Origin of the sequence: Streptomyces sp. M2CJ-2, from assembly GCF_016757295.1 — a bacterium.
GTDB lineage: Bacteria > Actinomycetota > Actinomycetes > Streptomycetales > Streptomycetaceae > Streptomyces.
The window spans coordinates 157328-173329 of the sequence record NZ_JAESIF010000008.1; the positions used below are offsets into that span (position 1 = coordinate 157328).

Annotated in this window: 14 protein-coding genes; 8 read left to right on the top strand and 6 right to left on the bottom strand. The window is 70.1% G+C overall.

The annotated features are described in order from the left end of the window. Positions 1-261 precede the first annotated feature (261 nt). Positions 262-672, bottom strand: coding sequence for a hypothetical protein (locus JL475_RS10195; protein ID WP_202277122.1), 411 nt, complete (start codon positions 670-672; stop codon positions 262-264). Positions 673-1266: 594 nt separating this feature from the next. On the opposite strand from JL475_RS10195, the gene wrbA reads away from it, so the two are divergent. The 3 genes from wrbA to JL475_RS10210 all read left to right on the top strand — a co-directional run bounded on the left by wrbA (position 1267) and on the right by JL475_RS10210 (position 4904). Then, the gene (gene wrbA / locus JL475_RS10200; RefSeq protein ID WP_202277215.1) at positions 1267-1887 is read left to right on the top strand and encodes an NAD(P)H:quinone oxidoreductase; all 621 of its coding nucleotides are present in this window, start codon (positions 1267-1269) and stop codon (positions 1885-1887) included. A 702-nt stretch (positions 1888-2589) separates the two neighbouring features. Beyond that, on the top strand, positions 2590-3105 hold the full coding sequence (locus JL475_RS10205; protein ID WP_202277124.1) for a VOC family protein: 516 nt from the start codon (positions 2590-2592) through the stop codon (positions 3103-3105). A gap of 854 nt (positions 3106-3959) precedes the next feature. Then, the gene (locus JL475_RS10210; RefSeq protein WP_202277125.1) at positions 3960-4904 is read left to right on the top strand and encodes an AraC family transcriptional regulator; all 945 of its coding nucleotides are present in this window, start codon (positions 3960-3962) and stop codon (positions 4902-4904) included. A gap of 57 nt (positions 4905-4961) precedes the next feature. On the opposite strand, the gene JL475_RS10215 is transcribed toward JL475_RS10210, so the two are convergent. From JL475_RS10215 to JL475_RS10225, 3 genes are read right to left on the bottom strand one after another with little or no spacing between them, the layout of a single operon-like run. Next, positions 4962-5867 (bottom strand): intradiol ring-cleavage dioxygenase, encoded by a 906-nt coding sequence (locus JL475_RS10215; protein WP_202277127.1) that lies wholly within the window; start codon positions 5865-5867, stop codon positions 4962-4964. Then, the gene (locus JL475_RS10220) at positions 5864-6919 is read right to left on the bottom strand and encodes a maleylacetate reductase (RefSeq protein WP_202277129.1); all 1056 of its coding nucleotides are present in this window, start codon (positions 6917-6919) and stop codon (positions 5864-5866) included. Before JL475_RS10220 ends, JL475_RS10215 begins: the two co-directional genes overlap by 4 nt. A gap of 6 nt (positions 6920-6925) precedes the next feature. After that, positions 6926-8665, bottom strand: coding sequence for an FAD-dependent monooxygenase (locus JL475_RS10225; protein ID WP_307825010.1), 1740 nt, complete (start codon positions 8663-8665; stop codon positions 6926-6928). Positions 8666-9427: 762 nt separating this feature from the next. Between JL475_RS10225 and JL475_RS10230 the strand changes: the two genes are divergently transcribed. Beyond that, on the top strand, positions 9428-10381 hold the full coding sequence (locus tag JL475_RS10230) for a pirin family protein (RefSeq protein WP_202277133.1): 954 nt from the start codon (positions 9428-9430) through the stop codon (positions 10379-10381). A gap of 1153 nt (positions 10382-11534) precedes the next feature. Continuing rightward, complete coding sequence (locus JL475_RS10235; protein WP_202277135.1) at positions 11535-11714, top strand: hypothetical protein; 180 nt, start codon at positions 11535-11537, stop codon at positions 11712-11714. A gap of 217 nt (positions 11715-11931) precedes the next feature. Here the strand turns inward: JL475_RS10235 and JL475_RS10240 are convergent, their stop codons facing one another. Further along, positions 11932-12351, bottom strand: a complete 420-nt coding sequence (locus tag JL475_RS10240) for an ATP-binding protein (protein ID WP_202277137.1) — start codon at positions 12349-12351, stop codon at positions 11932-11934. Positions 12352-12511: 160 nt separating this feature from the next. Beyond that, entirely contained in the window at positions 12512-13657 is a 1146-nt protein-coding gene (locus JL475_RS10245; RefSeq protein WP_202277139.1) for a hypothetical protein, read from the bottom strand. A 443-nt stretch (positions 13658-14100) separates the two neighbouring features. Between JL475_RS10245 and JL475_RS10250 the strand changes: the two genes are divergently transcribed. From JL475_RS10250 to JL475_RS10260, 3 genes are all read left to right on the top strand, one after another. Further along, the gene (locus JL475_RS10250) at positions 14101-14352 is read left to right on the top strand and encodes a hypothetical protein (RefSeq protein WP_202277141.1); all 252 of its coding nucleotides are present in this window, start codon (positions 14101-14103) and stop codon (positions 14350-14352) included. A 313-nt stretch (positions 14353-14665) separates the two neighbouring features. Continuing rightward, entirely contained in the window at positions 14666-15082 is a 417-nt protein-coding gene (locus tag JL475_RS10255; protein ID WP_202277143.1) for an SsgA family sporulation/cell division regulator, read from the top strand. A 301-nt stretch (positions 15083-15383) separates the two neighbouring features. Beyond that, on the top strand, positions 15384-16002 hold a 619-nt coding region (locus JL475_RS10260; protein ID WP_202277145.1), incomplete at its 3' end, for a phosphotransferase family protein.

The following is a 16002-nucleotide window of genomic DNA, read 5'->3' on the forward strand; positions in this document are numbered from 1 at the left end:
TGTCGGCCGTGGTTCATGCTCTGTCTCCTGGAATTGCGGGCGCCCGGGCCGTGGCAGCGGTGGCTGTGGAACCTTCGCTTGGGGTGCGGGGGCGGCATTCGGTGTCATGGCCACTGCTGTCCCTTAAGCGGCCATGACACCGAATGCCGTCCCCGCCGTCCTGTGACACCCGCCCGCATACGCAGGGAGGTGGCTCGGACCGCGTCACTTGCCCACCGGCGTACGGCAGTCCAGGCAGTGGCGGCCTCGGTGCCCGCGGCCTCAGCCGTGTGAACGGTCGTGGTGCTGCGGGCTGCCCTGGTGGGCGTGTCCGTGGTCCGCGGCCCAGCGGAGCTGGTCAAGGACCCACTGGCGACGGCCTTCGTCGATCCGCGCCTGGTAACCGTCGCGGTCGTCGTGCCGGATCCAGTGGCGGCCTCCGTCGTGGTCCCGCTTCCCGTAGCCGTGATCGTCGCCGCCCCGGCCGTCGAATGCGCTGTGTCGGTCCCCGCTGTGGTGGTGCCGGTATCCGTTGTGATGGTCGGAGATTCGGACGGCGGACGCGACGCCCGAGTGGCTGCCGCTCGGGTACGCCGCCGCCGAGGCGGAGCCGCCGCCGGCGAGAAGGCCGGCTGCCGCGACGACAGTAGAAGCGATCGCGACGGCGGCCCGGCGCACAGTCCTGTTTGGCATGATTCCTTCTCCCTGCTCGCCCGGCGGTGCGAATAGATTGCTTCGCGGATATTTGCCTGCCTTCAGACACTTGAGACAGTAGCCCATTTAGTTGAGTGTTGAACTATCTGAGGCGTGAGGTCCGCCACCTGGCAAAAAGTCGTTGCGCCGGAATGTTCCTCCGGTGCCCGCCGTTGGGGGCCGACTCTCGAGCGGCAAGTCAGGGCGTCCGCCCTCCTTGCCTCACCTCGCGGGAAGCAACCCGGCCGACCTGCAGTCGCGCTGAACGAAGCCGCATCTCGGGCGCGTGTGTCGGCAGCGGCGAGGGCGAGCTACGGGCCGTCGGTGACGGCGATTCAGCCATCCCGATGGCGCCGGCTCCCTGAACGGTGGCTGCAGAGTGGCAGGCGAGCCGGGCTGCACGAGGGGCCCAGCCGACCTGCATTGCGATCATGCGCTGACCTGCCACCCACCCCTGGAAGCACGGACGCCCCCACAATGGTTTACCGTTCAACTAACACCCGGCAGTGGGTGTTCAGCACCGGAACGAAAGCTGTCATGGGCATCTTCAGCCGTCACCGCACCCCCGACACCAACCGAACGGAGACCGCAGCCGTGCGCACCCAGACCAAGCTCGCCGTCGTCTACTACTCCTCCACCGGCATCGTCGCCGAGATCGGTAAGGAGATCGCCCAGGCGGCGGAGAAGGCCGGCGCCGAGGTCCGCCTGCTCAAGGCCGCCGAGCTGGCCCCGCAGGCCGCGATCGACTCCAACCCGGCCTGGGCCGCCAACGCCGCCGCCACCGCCGACATCCCCGTCGCCACCCCGGCCGACATCGAGTGGGCCGACGCCGTGATCTTCGGCTCGCCCACCCGCTTCGGCAACATCGCCTCGCAGCTCAAGCAGTTCATCGACACCCTCGGCGGCCTGTGGGCCCAGGGCAAGCTGGCCGACAAGGTCTACAGCGGCTTCACCGCCTCCTCCACCGCCCACGGCGGCCAGGAGTCCACCCTGCTCGCGCTGTACAACTCCGTCCACCACTTCGGCGGCATCCTCGTGGCCCCCGGCTACACCGACCCCGCCAAGTTCGCCGACGGCAACCCCTACGGCACCTCCCACGTCGACGCCCAGGGCAACAACCCGGTCGACGACACCACCCGCACCGCCGCCCGCGTCCAGGCCGAGCGCGTCGTCAAGATCGCTTCCGGTCTCAAGGCCGGCCTCGCCGCCGCCTGACCCCCACCTCCCGAGCGGCCCCCGGGCCGGCCCGCAGTGCCAGCGAGGCCCTCGCCTCCTGCACCACCTTCGCCAGGTGAACGAGCAGACTTCGCGGTTCACCTCATCGGCTTCTGGCCGTGACAGCGCAGTTCGTGCAGCTGAGCAGGGGCGGACGGTGGCACGTGCGTGGGCGGCTGCCCACGGCGGAATGGGTGCTCCCCCGCCCAACGCCGTGGGCGGGGGCTGTTTTCCGTGCGGAGTCGGGCCAGGAGCCGGCCGCGGCGCGGCGAACGCCACAGCACGATGTGCCGCGGCCAGAAAACTTGTTCTGCGCCGGGGAACTGCAGCAGAGCAGAGCCGCCCGGAGGCGTTCGACCTGGCTGCTGCCCGCCGGGACGGGGCGCGTCGTCCGAAAGCGCGGCTTCCGCATCTCTTCCGCCCCCGTACGGTCAGGCGAGACACTGCCGGTGACCGCGGGCGAAGCCGTCGCCCCGAACGAGAATCCGGCGCACGGGTCGCTGCGCAGGGGCCGGGCCGGGACGAGCTCCCCACATGGGCTTGCCTCCTCAACCCCGGGTTCCGTGCTGCTCAGGGCTGCCGGCCTGCTGCTGGGGCACCGGGACACGGGAAGGCACGCCTTCGAGGCGGCCACTCGGCTTCCACTCCTGCAGCAGCGCCGAGCGGCACACGCCACTGTGGTGTCCGGTGGGAAGGGAAACGATGACCAGTACGCACGAAAACGCGCAGCCGGACCGGTCAGCCCGAGAAGCGGAGCGAACCCGTATCCGGGACCGGTACCTGCGGCCGAGCGGGCAACGGCCCGCCTCGTCCGCTCGAGGCCTGCACCACACCGCCCTGATCAGCAGCGACGTCGAGCGGACGATCCGCTTCTACCAGGAAGTGCTGGAGTTCCCGCTGACCGAACTGATCGAGAACCGAGATTACCCCGGTTCGTCGCACTTCTTCTTCGACATCGGTAACGGCAACCTGCTTGCCTTCTTCGACTTCCCCGGACTCGACGTGGGACCGTACGCCGAGGTCCTGGGCGGCCTGCACCACGTGGCGATCTCGGTGGAAGCAGACCGCTGGCGTCACCTGTGCGACAACCTCGCCCGGGCCGGCGTCGACCACGCAGTGCACAGCGAGGTGTCGGTGTACTTCCGGGACCCCGACGGTGCCCGCATCGAGCTCATCGCCGATCCACTCGGTGAGATGTACGGCAACAAGGTGCTGTGATCAGCGTGCTCAGGGCTGTCCTGCCCTCACGGCGCAGGCCTGCCTCGGTCACTGGCTGCCGCGCGATCACCGCTTCGCGGTTGCCGGGAAGGTTGTCCGGCCGGTGCGGCCAGGCAGGCCAGGTCAGGCTGAGGCGTACACCGTCACACCCGCCGCCCGCGGTATGAGCGCCTCGGGCATGGGCTGACCGGCGAGCGCGCCGATTTCCCGCCGTCGATACGCCTCCTTCACCGTCGGCGCCCGCGGCAGCGTGACAGGCGCAGCTCCGCGCGGGCGCCGGCCTGTCGAAGCGACGCCAGGCTGCTCCGATGTCACACCGACGTTCCAGGACCCCGACGGAAGACCGCGCTGCCGAAGTAGAAGTAGGGGGTGCGGCCTGTCCGAAGGACGACGAACACACCCAGCAGCCCTCAGAGGCCCATGGCTGACCGGGTTCGTGCCCGCGCCGGAGGCGCCATGCGACCTCTCCGGTCATCCTGGCGGGCACTGGCACCCCTGGCGTGTCGAGCCGCGCATGTGCACGGGCGCGAGCGATGGGGGCGACCCCCGGTGCCGCGCAGTCCGCAGGAACCCCCGCTTGATGAGTTCGGTCCCGCCCCCCCCCGGACGAGGGCACTCCCCGGAGGGAGAACGAGCTGGATCGGGGGTGCTGCGTTGCCTGCAGACGGACACTGACCTGCCAGGGCGCGCAGCTTTCGGTCGTCGTGTCCGAGGCGGGGGACCGCGTTGGTGAGGGAACCGCTTCAGGCGGAGGCCGGCCCTGGTGCCGTCGCGGTGATCGCCTTCTCGGACGATGCGAAGTCGGACGGGAACGCACAGCGGGCAGTCAGCCGCACAAGCATTACCCTGCTGAAATGACGATCGGGATGATGGCGGGTCCGGTGCGCTTCAGCACGTTGGGCCTCCCCGAGGCCCAACGCATTCCCCTGTGGGAGGAGCACAATGCCGAAGCCCTGATCGGGTTGCGGTGTCGCTCGCTTCACGACCGTGCCCTGGATGCGACGGAGATCAACCTGCAGCTCCCGAGGGTCCATGTCGCCCGGGTGACCGGAAGCCCGCACGTCGTGGAGCGGACGCGGACGGTGATCCGCCGCATGCCGTCGGAGGCGGTTGCCTGCTACCTGACCCTGGCCGGGGACGCCTTCTTCTACCACGATGACGGTGTCCGGTTGCTGCGTCCGGGACAGTTGATCGTTTGTGATGCGGACCAGCCCTTCATGCGCGGCTTCTCCCAAGGTATGGAGGAGCTGGCGGTCAAGGTGCCCCGGTCGGTGTGGCGGGACCTCGGAGGACCGGAGTCGTTGACGCAGCCGCTGGTCTTCGATGTCGACGACGGTGCCGTCCAGGCCAGGACCCTCGCGCAGCTGGCCGGTCGGGCAGTGCGCCAGGAGTCCCCCGGGGACGCGGACGAGGGCACACTGCTGGAGTTGCTCGGCAGTGTGGTGACCGGCCGCAAGCCGACCTACTCCGCCGTTCACCTGGCGATCGCCAAGGCTTACATCGAGGAGCATCTGTTCGATCCGAGGCTTTCCGCGGCCCGCGTCACCCAAGGCATCGGCATCAGCGAGCGCCATCTGTCGCGGGTGTTCGCCTCTGGTGGCCCGAACGTTCCCCGGTACCTGCTCGGCCGCCGCCTCGAGCGCGCCCGCTCGTTGCTGGCCGAGGGAGGAGAGGCGACCGTGGCCGAGGTGGCTGTTCGCTGCGGATTCGGCTCGGCCGCCCACTTCTCCCACCGGTTCAAGGAGCGCTACGGGATGCGTGCCACGGATGTCCTGCGTGAGGCGCGGTCACGGGCATGACCCTTGCCCGGCCCCGTCGGCAGGCACGTTGTGTGCCGCGGGGCCGGGACCGGTGGGTTACGTGCCGTCCGGTGCGAGCACGATGTCGAAACGCACGCGGGACCAGGCCTGGTTCGCGAGGTCGCGTCCATCGGGGGACGGCGTGCCCGGCTGCTGGATTCGGAAATCCTTGACGAGCGACTCCTTGACTCCGAACACGGCGTCGCTTTCCAGGAGTTCGTCGCCACGGACGAAGATGTGGGTGACGAGGGTGCGCAGGGCGGGCGCGCTGACCATGAAGTGCAGGTGCGAGGCGCGCATGGGTGAGCGGCCGGTTGCCGCCAGCAGCCGCCCGACCGGACCGTCGTGCGGGATGGGGTACGGGGTCGGGGTCAGGCCCCAGAAGCAGTAGCGGCCTTCGGAGTCGGTGAACAGGTGAGCTCGCGCGGCGGTCCGGTCGTCGTCGTACTGGGTGTCGTAGAAGCCGTCCTCGTCGGCTTCCCACACCTCGATCCGTGCTCCGGGGACCGGCTGGCCGGCGCTGTCGGTGACGGTGCCCTCCACCCAGCAGGGCTGGCCGGCGGCGCCGAAGGCGATGTCGCCGCCGAGCGCGACCTCGGGGCTGTCCTCGACGAAGAACGGGCCGAAGACGGTGGCTTCGGTGGCGTCGCCGTACGCCTCGTTGTTGACGGCCACGGTCTGCATGGAGGCACCGAGCACGTCCGACAGCAGGATGAACTCCTGGCGCCGGTCGTCGGTGATGTGACCGGTCCGGGCGAGGAACTCGATCCCCTTGCTCCACTCCCGCTCGGTCAGGCGGACCTCCCGGATGAACGCGTGCAGGTGCCGGACCAGGGACTGCAGGACCTGCCGGAGCCTGGGGTCGGTGCAGTCGCCGAAGGAGTGCAGCACCTGGCGGGTGATCTCAGCTTCCCGTTCCTGCTGCTCGGGCGACACAGCGGTGGTGACGGCGGCGTCGGTCATCGCGGTTCCGTTCCTTCCCAGGCTGCCTGGACCAGCTCGCTGATCGTTTCGAGGGTGACGGCTCGTGGATTGTCGGCCGGGGCGGCGGTGACGACGGCCTCGGCCGCCGCTGCGACGCCCTCCTCGGGCATGCCGAGTCCACGCAGAGAGCGCGGGGCGTTCAGATGGTCGCGCAGCCGGGCCAGCCCCTCGTTGGCGGTGGGGGCGTCGAAGGCAGCCGCGAGGCGCCGCTCGGCTTCCGGGGCCTGCGGGCCGTTGAAGGCGAGGACGTGGGGGAGGACGACGGCATGGGTCTGGGCGTGCGGCAGATCGAACATGCCGCCAAGGACGTGGCAGATCTTGTGGTGAAGACCAGATCCGGCCGACGCGAACGCCACGGCGGACAGGTAGGCGCCGTACAGTGCCTGCTCCCGGCCCTGAAGCCCGTCGGGTTCCTTGACGACCAGGGGCAGTCCGGTGCGCAGTGCCCGGACGCCTTCGGCGGCGAAGGCCTGGTTGATGGGGTCGGTCCGCGGGGCCCACAGGGAGTCCACGCAGTGGGCCAGCGCGTTCAGTCCGGAAGCCGCACTCAGGGCGGCGGGCAGGGTGAGTGTCAGCGAGGCGTCGTAGACGACCGCGCGAGGCAGGGCCCGCGGGTCGGTGCCGGTCGTCTTGCGGGAGCCCTCGGTGAGCCCCCACACGGGAGTGGCCTCGGAGCCGGCGTAGGTGGTGGGTACCGCGACGATGGGCAGTCCGGTGGTCAGGGCGACTGCCTTGGCGAGCCCGGTGGTCGAGCCGCCCCCGATGCTGACGAGAACGTCGGTGCCGTGGGCGGCGGCCTCGGCACGGGCTCGTTCGGCCACCTCGACCGGGACGTGCATGACGACGTCGTCGTGCCGGTGGACGACGGGCAGCCCGTCGGTGATGCGGTGGGCGAGTTCCTGCTCGGCCGTGGCGGCGATCACCATCACTCGTCGGGCGCCGAGAGCGGCGACCTCGGCGGCGAGGTTCTCGGCCGCCGCGCCGGAGGCGAACCGTACGCGCTGGGGCAGGGTGTCGTGGTCGAAACGCATGGGGGTTCAGTCCCTTTCCAGGATCGTGGTCAAAGCGTGCCGCAGCTGGGCCTCCGGGTCCTCGGGGAGGGTCATCGCGCGCCAGGCGACGTGCTTGTCGGGGCGCACCAGCAGCACCCCGCTCTCCTCGACCTCGCGCAGCTTGGCCCAGTAGTAGTAGAGGTCGGTGACCTCACGGCCCGGGCCGATGACGACGGTCGCCAACGGTATGCCGAGTTCCTGGCCGACCTTCTCGGCGGCCTGTTCCCAGTCCTCGCCCGCTATGCCGGTGATGAGCGTCCACCGGGTGTAGGGGGCGAGGTCCATCATCGCCTGCTTGCGTGCGCGGTCACCGACCCAGGCATGCGGCAGGCGCGCGCCCGGCACGGTGGACATCTCGTAGTAGAGGTCGGGGTCCCGCGCCGGGACGGGGGGCGTGGTCCCGCCGGAGAGGATGGCCGAGGAGGTGTAGTGCTGGCCGAGTTCGACGCCGTGCGCGTTGAACTCGTAGTTCTTCAACTCCATCGCCCGCACCAGGGCGGCCCGCTTGGCGGCGCCGGCGGGGGTGTCGGCCTTGCGCTCCTCGATGGCGGCCGCCATCTCGGTCTCGGTCGTGGCGTCGAGGACACCCAGGGCCTTGAAGATGTCCACGAACTCGCGGCTGGACTTGTTGGCCCGCTTGACGATGCGCTCCGCGACGGGCGCCCGTTCGGTGCTGTAGGTGTCCAGCAGCGCGGGGGAGGCGTGTCCCCTCAGCACGGCGGCGAGCTTCCAGGCGAGGTTGTAGGAGTCCTGGACCGAGGTGTTGGAGCCCAGGCCGTTGCTCGGCGGGTGCCGGTGTACGGCGTCGCCCGCGCAGAACACCCGCCCGAGGTGCAGGCGCGTGGCGTACATCTCGTTGTTGCCCCACAGGCTGGTGCCGGTGATCTCGACGTCCAGGTCCGGCATGCCGAGGAGGTTTCGCACGATCTCGGTCGCGGCCTCCTCGTCGATGTGCGGGGGCTCCTCGGTGATGTCGTAGCCCCACACGATCAGCCACTCGTTCCAGGGGCGGACCATCCGGACCAGGCCGGCGCCGATGCCTCCCACGTTGGAACCCGGCTGGATGACCCAGTACAGGACGGAGGGCCGGTGGGATACGAAGGAGGCGATGTCGGCCTTGAAGGTGATGTTCATCGAGCCCGCGATGTCCATCGCGCCCGCGAAGGGCAGCCCGATGTCGGCGACCACCTTCGAGCGGGCCCCATCGGCACCGATCAGGTACTTGGCCCGGATGCTGTATCGCTGTCCGGTCAAGTGGTCAAGGACCTCCACGGTGACCCCGTCGGCGTCCTGGAAGTGGGAAAGGTACTCGGTGGAGAACTGCGTCTGGGTCCCGCGCTGCGTCGCGTTCCTGACCAGGATCGGCTCCAGGTAGGTCTGCGGGATGTCGACGGTCAGGCACGGGGAGGCGAGCCGGTAGTCGGCCTCCCGGTCGGGTCGGGTGCCCCAGGTGTGGATGCGGCCGATCTCCTCCCCGGCGATGCTCGTGCAGAACACGGTGTCGCCCACGAGGGCGTGCTCGGTGGCGTCCGCCAGCACCTGGTCCTCGATGCCGAGAGCGCGAAAGACCTCCATCGAACGCTGGTTGGTGATGTGCGCGCGAGGCGTGTTCGCCGTCCACCGATACTTGGTGATCATGATGTTGTCGACGCCGAGCGTCGAGAGCAGCAGGGCGGCGGTGGCACCCGCGGGACCGGAGCCCACGACCACGACCTCGGTGGTCACGGTCGAAACGGTCGGCAGCTCAGTCTCGGATGTCCCGTCGTCGAATTCCGGCATCCTGATGCACCTCTCTTCGGACCGGCGTCGTTGCCGGTGACGTCAGTGTCGGAAGGACCCGACGGACACGGAACCCGCCAGGACCGATGTTGGCGGTAACAGGAAGACGTGGCGGATCTGCAAAGGGCCGCGTGCACGGCTGCGGCCTACGCTCTCGTCGCTCCGGTGGACGACTTCACGACCACCGGTCCGTCTTCCGGGCCCGGTTCCAGGGCGAGCGCGCCGCCCCTCGCCAGCCCGGCAGTGGGAGCGAGACGGTCGCCCGGAGGACGCGCGCGGACGTCGTGCGACATAGTGCCGCTGCCGGATCCTCTCGGTTTCTGCGACCAGCAGCCAACGGCCGACAGCAGGGATCGTTCAGCGCTTCGCACACTGGTCGGCGAAGTCGTCGCGGGTCTTGGCAGCCTGACCCATCGCGAGCTGAACCCGGCCTTCGAACACCTGGGCATGCCCGGGTTCCGCGCCTCAACGGCACCGGCTGCTCGCACTCATCGCCGCCTCTGCCCTCTATGGGATCGTTCCGCCGCGCGCCGGAAGCGGGCCGCGCCATCTGGTGTTCCCGGTCACCGCGGCGTACACCCCCACCCCTGGTGCGCCGAGCCGCGCCCGCACCGGCACAAGGATGCGGAATGCCTCGGGGTGCCGCACGACCGCACGGAACCCATCCTTGATGTGCCCGGGGAGAGATACGAGGAAAGAGGTCTTGTGATGAGTGGACCGGTCAGCACGGTCGATGCGCCCGCCGATCAGGCCGACACCGGCCATCCCGCCCCGCCCTGCCTGGAGGTGAGCGACAGCCGGGAGGCGACCGTCGGCGCGGTCCGCGTGCGCCGGGCCCTGCCCCGTCGGGGCCGCCGCACGGTGGGTGCCTGGTGCTTCGCCGACCACATGGGGCCGGCCGACGTCACCGAGAACAGCGGCCTGGACATCGGCCCGCACCCTCACATCGGCCTGCAGACCATCACCTGGCTGACTGACGGCCAGGTCCTGCACCGCGACAGTCTCGGCTCCGAACAGGTCATCAAGCCCGGCCAGCTCAATTTGATGACCTCCGGCAGCGCCGTCTCCCACGCGGAGGAGGCCACCGGCCACTACCGCGGCACCCTGGAGGGCATCCAGATGTGGACCGCCCTTCCGGAGAGCACCCGGCACGGCCAACCGGCCTTCGAGCACCACGCGGAGCTGCCGCAGACCGACCTCGACGGTGGGGCCGGCGCCGCGACCGTCCTGATCGGCGACTTCGGCGGCCTGAGCAGCCCGGCCCGCCACGACACCCCGCTCGTCGGCGTCGAGCTGGAGCTGCGGGCGCCGGCCACGGTCCCCCTGCGTCCGGACTGGGAGTACGCGCTTGTCGTCCTCCAGGGTGCCGTCGCCGTCCGCGACCAGCCCCTGCGCCCCGGGCGTCTCGGCTACCTCGGCGAAGGACGCGACGAGCTCCCCCTGGAGGTCCGCGAGCCCACCCGGGTCATGCTCCTGGGCGGTGAGCCCTTCCCCGAACCGATCCTCATGTGGTGGAACTTCGTCGGCCGCGACCGGGAGGAGATCGACGCGGCCTATGCCTCCTGGGCCCGCCAGGACGACCGTTTCGGCCGCGTGGAATCCTCCCTGCCCCTCATCCCGGCCAAGGCCCCCTTCTGGCAGCAGGCCCCGGGAAACCGATAAGCACGGCGAGTACCGACGCCCAGGTATGGATGGTCGGCGCACACGTGAACGTGGTTCTGCAAGTTTTTCGTAGCCGGAGATCACCTCGGCGCGGTGGTCGGCCAGTCCGCGTAGTGGCAGTCTCTTACCGTGACCTGTTGAAACTACGTTATCCGTCACCACACTTGGCGGATGTGCGGATGGTCTCAGTCGATGTTTCCGACCCTCTCGTGGTGGTCCGGGCCCGCACGCGGTCTCGTGCTCCAGCGGGTGGTACGGGGCGCGGCACGCCGAGCGAGTGGAGCCACAGCCGCTATGTGCGGCATCTCACCGATGTCGCGTTCAGCGGAGGGCCGGTCCGGATCGACTTGAGCGTGCGCCGTCCGTACTGCGAGAACTCGGCCTGCCCGAAGGTGACCTTCGCCAAGCAGATGCCGGGATTGACCGTGCGCTACCAGCGGCGCACCTCGCTATTGCAGCACCTGGTCGAGGCGGTCGGGGTCCTGCTGGCCGGCTGGAGCGGGGCCCGGATGCTGCGCATCCTGAACGTCACGCTCTCGCGGTGCACCGTGCTCTCCCATCTGATGCGGGGGCCGCAGCCCCTACTGGTCACACCCCGAGTCCTGGGGGTGGATGACTTTGCGCTGTACGGCGACACCCGTGGCACCCTCCTGGTCGACGCCGAGACCAGGCTCCCGCTGACTTCTGGGAAGGCAGAGGCGCCGAACAGCTCAGCCGATGGCTGCGCGGACATCCGGGTGTTGAGATCGTCTGTCGGGACGGCTTGCTCGCCTACCGGCAGGGCATTGCCGACGGCGCCCCCGGCGCCCTCCAGGTCAGCGACCGTTCCACCTGTGGCAGGGCCTGTCCCGGCCGCTCACTGCAGCTGCCTGCCCGCAGCCCGCGAGCTGGACCGCCGCACGGTACGCAGGTGCGCCCGGGCCCGTACCTGGCCCGAGGTGGTCCGCCGGGCTTCGCGCCGCCCCCCACCCTCGACCTGTACCTCGACTATTGCGGCAACGCTGGGATGAGGGCGAACACAACGCCAAGATCCTTCACCAGGAACTCCTCACCAAGGGCTACCTGGGCCCCTATCAGCGGGTGAAGATAGCCCTCGCGCCCCTACGTCGCGGCCTGCCCTTGGATGAGCCGCGCGAGCTACCACCCTCCCCGCGTGAAGCCGCTCGTCGGTATCGCAACAGCCCTGCGTGAAGACCAGCGCGCCGTTGCCCAGGGAATCACCACCTGCTACAACTCCGGCGTCAACGAGGGCCGCATCACCGACATGAAGCTCCAGAAACGCATCATGGCAGGACGCGCCGCGTCCCACTCCTCTGCCACCGAGTCGTCCTGATCGCTCATCTACGCCGCCGCTGTGCGGGCCGGCCGACCACCGCATCAGGATGATCTCCGGCTACGAAAATCTTGCCAGAGCCACTTCAGCTCGTACGCCGACAGTGGGAGCCGGCCCGGGCAGGAGAGCGGGGCAGTCGGCGGCGCTCCCGGAGGGGCGGGGGCCGGCCGTCCGGCGGACGCGTGGTGCCTCCTTCGGCGTGTGCCGTGCTGCCGGGTCAGGAGGGACCGATCTGTGCCCAGCGGATGCATCCGCGCCGGTCGCGGCGGGGATCGGTACCCCACAGGGAGGCGAGGGCGGCCACGATGAGGTGTCCTCGGCCGTGTTCGTCGGGATCACGGTCGGTGCCGGCGGGGGCGGCGATGGGTCCGCCGTCGGTGACTTCCACGCGGACCGCGGGCTGTTCGGTGTCGCGGACGAGCCGCCAGGTGATGTGGATGTCGGGGCGGGAGTGGGTGAGGGCGTTGCTGACCAGTTCGGCGACGACAACCTCGGTGCGGCAGGTGTACTCGTCGGTCAGGCCCCAGTTGTGCAGGAGTCGGCGGGTGAGCCGCCGGGCCCGGGCGGGGGCGTCGGCGGTGCAGGGCAGCGACCAGGTGAGGGAGCGGGCCGGTGAGAGCGTCATGGCAGTGGTCATGGGGAGGGCCTTTCGCGAGGAGCGCCGCCCGCCGCGGCGGGCGGAACGGACAACCCGGGATATTTGTTCAATATTCAACATACTCGGCCGGCGGGGGTGGCGGCACTCGTGGGATGTGCCCGAGAAGGCGCTTGACGGCTCGGTGTGGAGGGCCGGGCGGTCAGAGACGGGGGAACCGGGTGGTGGGCACGCCCTTCGTCATCGGCGTCACCGGTGCCATCGGCTCCGATGTCCCGGCGCGGTCCAGGTCGGACAGGAGTCGTTCCGCGTCGGTGACTAGCGATCCGTAGATGTGCCAGGCTCCGGGTTCGGTCAGGGCGCCGCGTGCCACGAGTCCGGTCATGCGGTCATGCCAGCTCTGGGCCTGGTCGAGCGCGGTGCGCAGCCGTTTGCCGGCGTCGGCGTGCTCCGGATCGGCCGCCCGGTTCACTTCGGCGAAGTCCTGCACGGCCTGTCCGGCCAGCTCGAGCGTCCGGGCGTACTGGTCGGTAAACGACTGCCCCAGACGGAAGCCGTCCCGGGGCGCGTCCACGGTGTCGACCAGGGTCCGGGCGATCCCTCGCACCTGCAGTGATATCCCGTGCAGGACGAGGAGCGCATGGCCGCCGGTTCCGGGCCGCCGGGGCCCGTGTACGGAGCAGCGGAGGTTCCAGCGCAGGCTGTCCTCGGCCAGCCGCACCTGGTCCTGCGCCTCGGCGATCTCCTCCTCGAGTTGCCGCGCTCTGGACAGCCAGACCCGCGCGTGGCTGGTCCGCTGGTGCTGGCGCAGGCCGCGGCCCATGTCGCGCAGCAGCAGGCTGGTGGCCCGGGCCAGCCGGCGCACCGCGGTCCGGGAGTCAGCCACGTGCACGGGGGGCAGGATCAGGGCATGGACGGCCGTCCCCACGACGGCACCGGCCACGGTGGCCAGCGCCAGGAGGGCGAGGTCGCGCACCGGCACCGCCGCTGCGGCCGTCAGGGTGAGCAGCGCGGTCGAGGCGACCTGGAGGTGGTCGTCGAACGCGCGGCGCCCGCGGGCCACCAGAATGACGGCCAGGACCGCCATGATGCTCCCGGCGGTGGGGCCCAGCCACCAGGCGGTGGCGACGGCCAGAGCCACCCCGGCCACCTGGATCGCCACCCGGCGCGCGGCTTCGATCATCGAGTGGCGCACCGTCGAGGTGTTGACCACGAGCAGGGCGGTGGCGACGGCCAGGAACTGGGGCCGCCCCTGCCCCCACGGGGCGCTCGCCTGCCAGGCGAGCAGCGCGGCGGTCAGGTTCTTGCCGCCGTGGGACAGGAGGCGCCCGCCCTGGCGGGCGGCCACGGATCTGACCAGGCGTGCCAGCGCCGACCACCCGGGAGGCGGGGCCGGCGGCCTCCTCCCCGAATTAGTTGAATGTTGCACGAAATGCAGAATGCCATTTTCCGCCGGGTTTGACCAGCGGCATCCCCGCAGCCCGGCGGGGGCGGGCCACGCCGGTCGCGGCTGGCCGGACGCGGCGCCGCGAGCAGCGCGCCGCCGCTCCGCCCTCGATTGGTGGCGGCTTCTCCGTGCCCCTCGGTGCGATTGATTCCGGCCGCACGAAGGTCGAGAAAGGCCGGATTATTTCTCTCCGCGGGAGGGCGGTATCGGTGAAATAGCTCACACGGCAGAAAGTTTATCCTTCAACCATCTCGGGGTAGTTTCGGCGGTACCCCACCACCTCGGGGCACCGTCCGACGTCCCGCGGGGCGGGACGTCGGCATGGCATTCAAGGAGGAGTGATCATGAGTCGCATCTTCGGAAGGCGGGTCGCCACCGCGGCCGCCTCGGTGGCAGTCGCCGCGGGCGCTGTGCTCGCCGCGGGCGGTACCGCCTCGGCAACGCCCCACTCCGACGCCCAGCGCGTCGCCGCCGGCTCCTACGCCACGGACAACGACCGGGACCGGCACGACCGCGATCGTAAGTGGGACCGCGGCAACGACCGGGACCGGCACGACCGCGACCGTGACTGGGGCCGCGGGGGCGATCGCCGCTGACGGTGCGGGGCCGGAACCACCGGTCCGCTGATCAGATGCGCACGCACCGTCCGCATGGCTCATGTCCGACAACGACGTCGCGCATGAGCGACCGCGGCCGAGAACGGCAGTAGATGACCGGACGGGGTGCGCCCATACCACCAGGGGCGGGGTTCAGTGCGACTGCAGGCGCACCGACCCCCACCCCGGTCATGTCGTCACCCGATGCACGGGCGGCGGCCGGAACACGGCACCCGCACCAGGGCCGCCGAAGGAACCGTCCGGAGAGGGCCTCCAGTGAGCGCCGTCCGGATCGAGAGACAAGAGAAAGCCCATGAAGAACTTCGTCGAGCAGGAGTGCGAGATGCGCCTGCTGGTCGCGCCGGGTTGCAGCATCGGTGTGGCGACCCGACTGTCCTACGACCCGCGCGACCCCTACGCCGTCCGGGTCGACTTCCACATTGGCTCGCACGTCCCGGTGACCTGGGTGTTCGCCCGCGAGTTGCTGGCCCAGGGCGCGTTCGGGCCGTGTGGACTGGGCGACGTGCGGACCTGGCCCGCCGGTGCCGGGGCGCGCCGCATGCTGTGTCTTGCGTTGACCGCCCCGGACGGGCAGGTCCTGCTCCAGGCCCCGTCCGCCGTGGTGGAGCGGTGGCTGCTGCGGACCTACCGACTGGTGCCCCCGGGCCGCGAGACGCAGCTGATCGATGTGGAGCAGGAACTGTGCGGACTGCTCGGCGAAAGCGCCTGAGGTCCGCAACCACCGGGTGAACATCGAGACCGCCGGCGACCACCAGGTCGCGGCCCGGGCCCGCGACGAGGCCGCTGGGGACGGAGCGCCTCAAGGCGCAGACGCAGACGTCCGCCACGCGGCGCGCCCTCGATGAGCAGCGGGCCGCCGAGGCGCTCGCCGCAGCCGCGACCGCCCGGGAGAGGGCCGCGCGCGGAGGCCGCCGCGCAAACGGCGAAGGACCGCCCTCGCGAGCGCAACACGCCGCGTTGCCTCAAAGACGAGATCACCGAGTGGCCGTCGATACACCACTCCAGCGGACGTGACCTACCCGGTGGCGGCCGGGCAGCTGGCCGGTCCCCTCAAGGCGCTCCACTCGCTGCCCCCACCCCCGATTGCCCTTGCCGGGCACGACAACATTCGTGCGATCCGCCGCTCTCTCGCCGCAATCACATGCCTCCCTGCCGCAGCCATCCGATACATGGAGGAGGAGGCAGACCGACTGGAGGGAGAACTGCGAGAAGTCCGTTTCACGCTTGCCCCCGGGTTGATACAGGGCGACCCACGGCACCGAAACGCGCTGCACACCACCGGCGGATCTGCGGTGCTGTGCGACTGGGACACTGTTGCCCAAGGCCAGCCGGAATGGGACCTTGTCACAGTTGAAGTCCACTGCCGGCGGTTCGGCTACGGCCAAGCCCACTACCAAGCGTTCGCGGACACCTACGGGTGGGACGTCACGAAATGCACTGGATACCCGGTTTTGCGTGACATTCGGGAACTGTACATGATCACCACTAACGCCCGGAAAGTTCGGCATGCGCCCGAGTCTTTGAGTGAGATACAGCGACGAGTCGACGGGCTAATAGTCGGGTCGCCCGGGGGAATCTCACCCCCGGGCTCCCACGGAACCGTACGTGACAGTCTCCCGTCATACGGCT

Coding starts and splice junctions, on each gene's coding strand:
- JL475_RS10220 (WP_202277129.1), bottom strand. CDS start 6,919: ATGCGTTTCGACCACGACACCCTGCCCCAGCGCGTACGGTTCGCCTCC.
- JL475_RS10230 (WP_202277133.1), top strand. CDS start 9,428: ATGAGTGGACCGGTCAGCACGGTCGATGCGCCCGCCGATCAGGCCGAC.
- JL475_RS10195 (WP_202277122.1), bottom strand. CDS start 672: ATGCCAAACAGGACTGTGCGCCGGGCCGCCGTCGCGATCGCTTCTACT.
- JL475_RS10210 (WP_202277125.1), top strand. CDS start 3,960: ATGACGATCGGGATGATGGCGGGTCCGGTGCGCTTCAGCACGTTGGGC.
- JL475_RS10205 (WP_202277124.1), top strand. CDS start 2,590: ATGACCAGTACGCACGAAAACGCGCAGCCGGACCGGTCAGCCCGAGAA.
- JL475_RS10255 (WP_202277143.1), top strand. CDS start 14,666: ATGAAGAACTTCGTCGAGCAGGAGTGCGAGATGCGCCTGCTGGTCGCG.
- JL475_RS10240 (WP_202277137.1), bottom strand. CDS start 12,351: ATGACCACTGCCATGACGCTCTCACCGGCCCGCTCCCTCACCTGGTCG.
- JL475_RS10250 (WP_202277141.1), top strand. CDS start 14,101: ATGAGTCGCATCTTCGGAAGGCGGGTCGCCACCGCGGCCGCCTCGGTG.
- JL475_RS10215 (WP_202277127.1), bottom strand. CDS start 5,867: ATGACCGACGCCGCCGTCACCACCGCTGTGTCGCCCGAGCAGCAGGAA.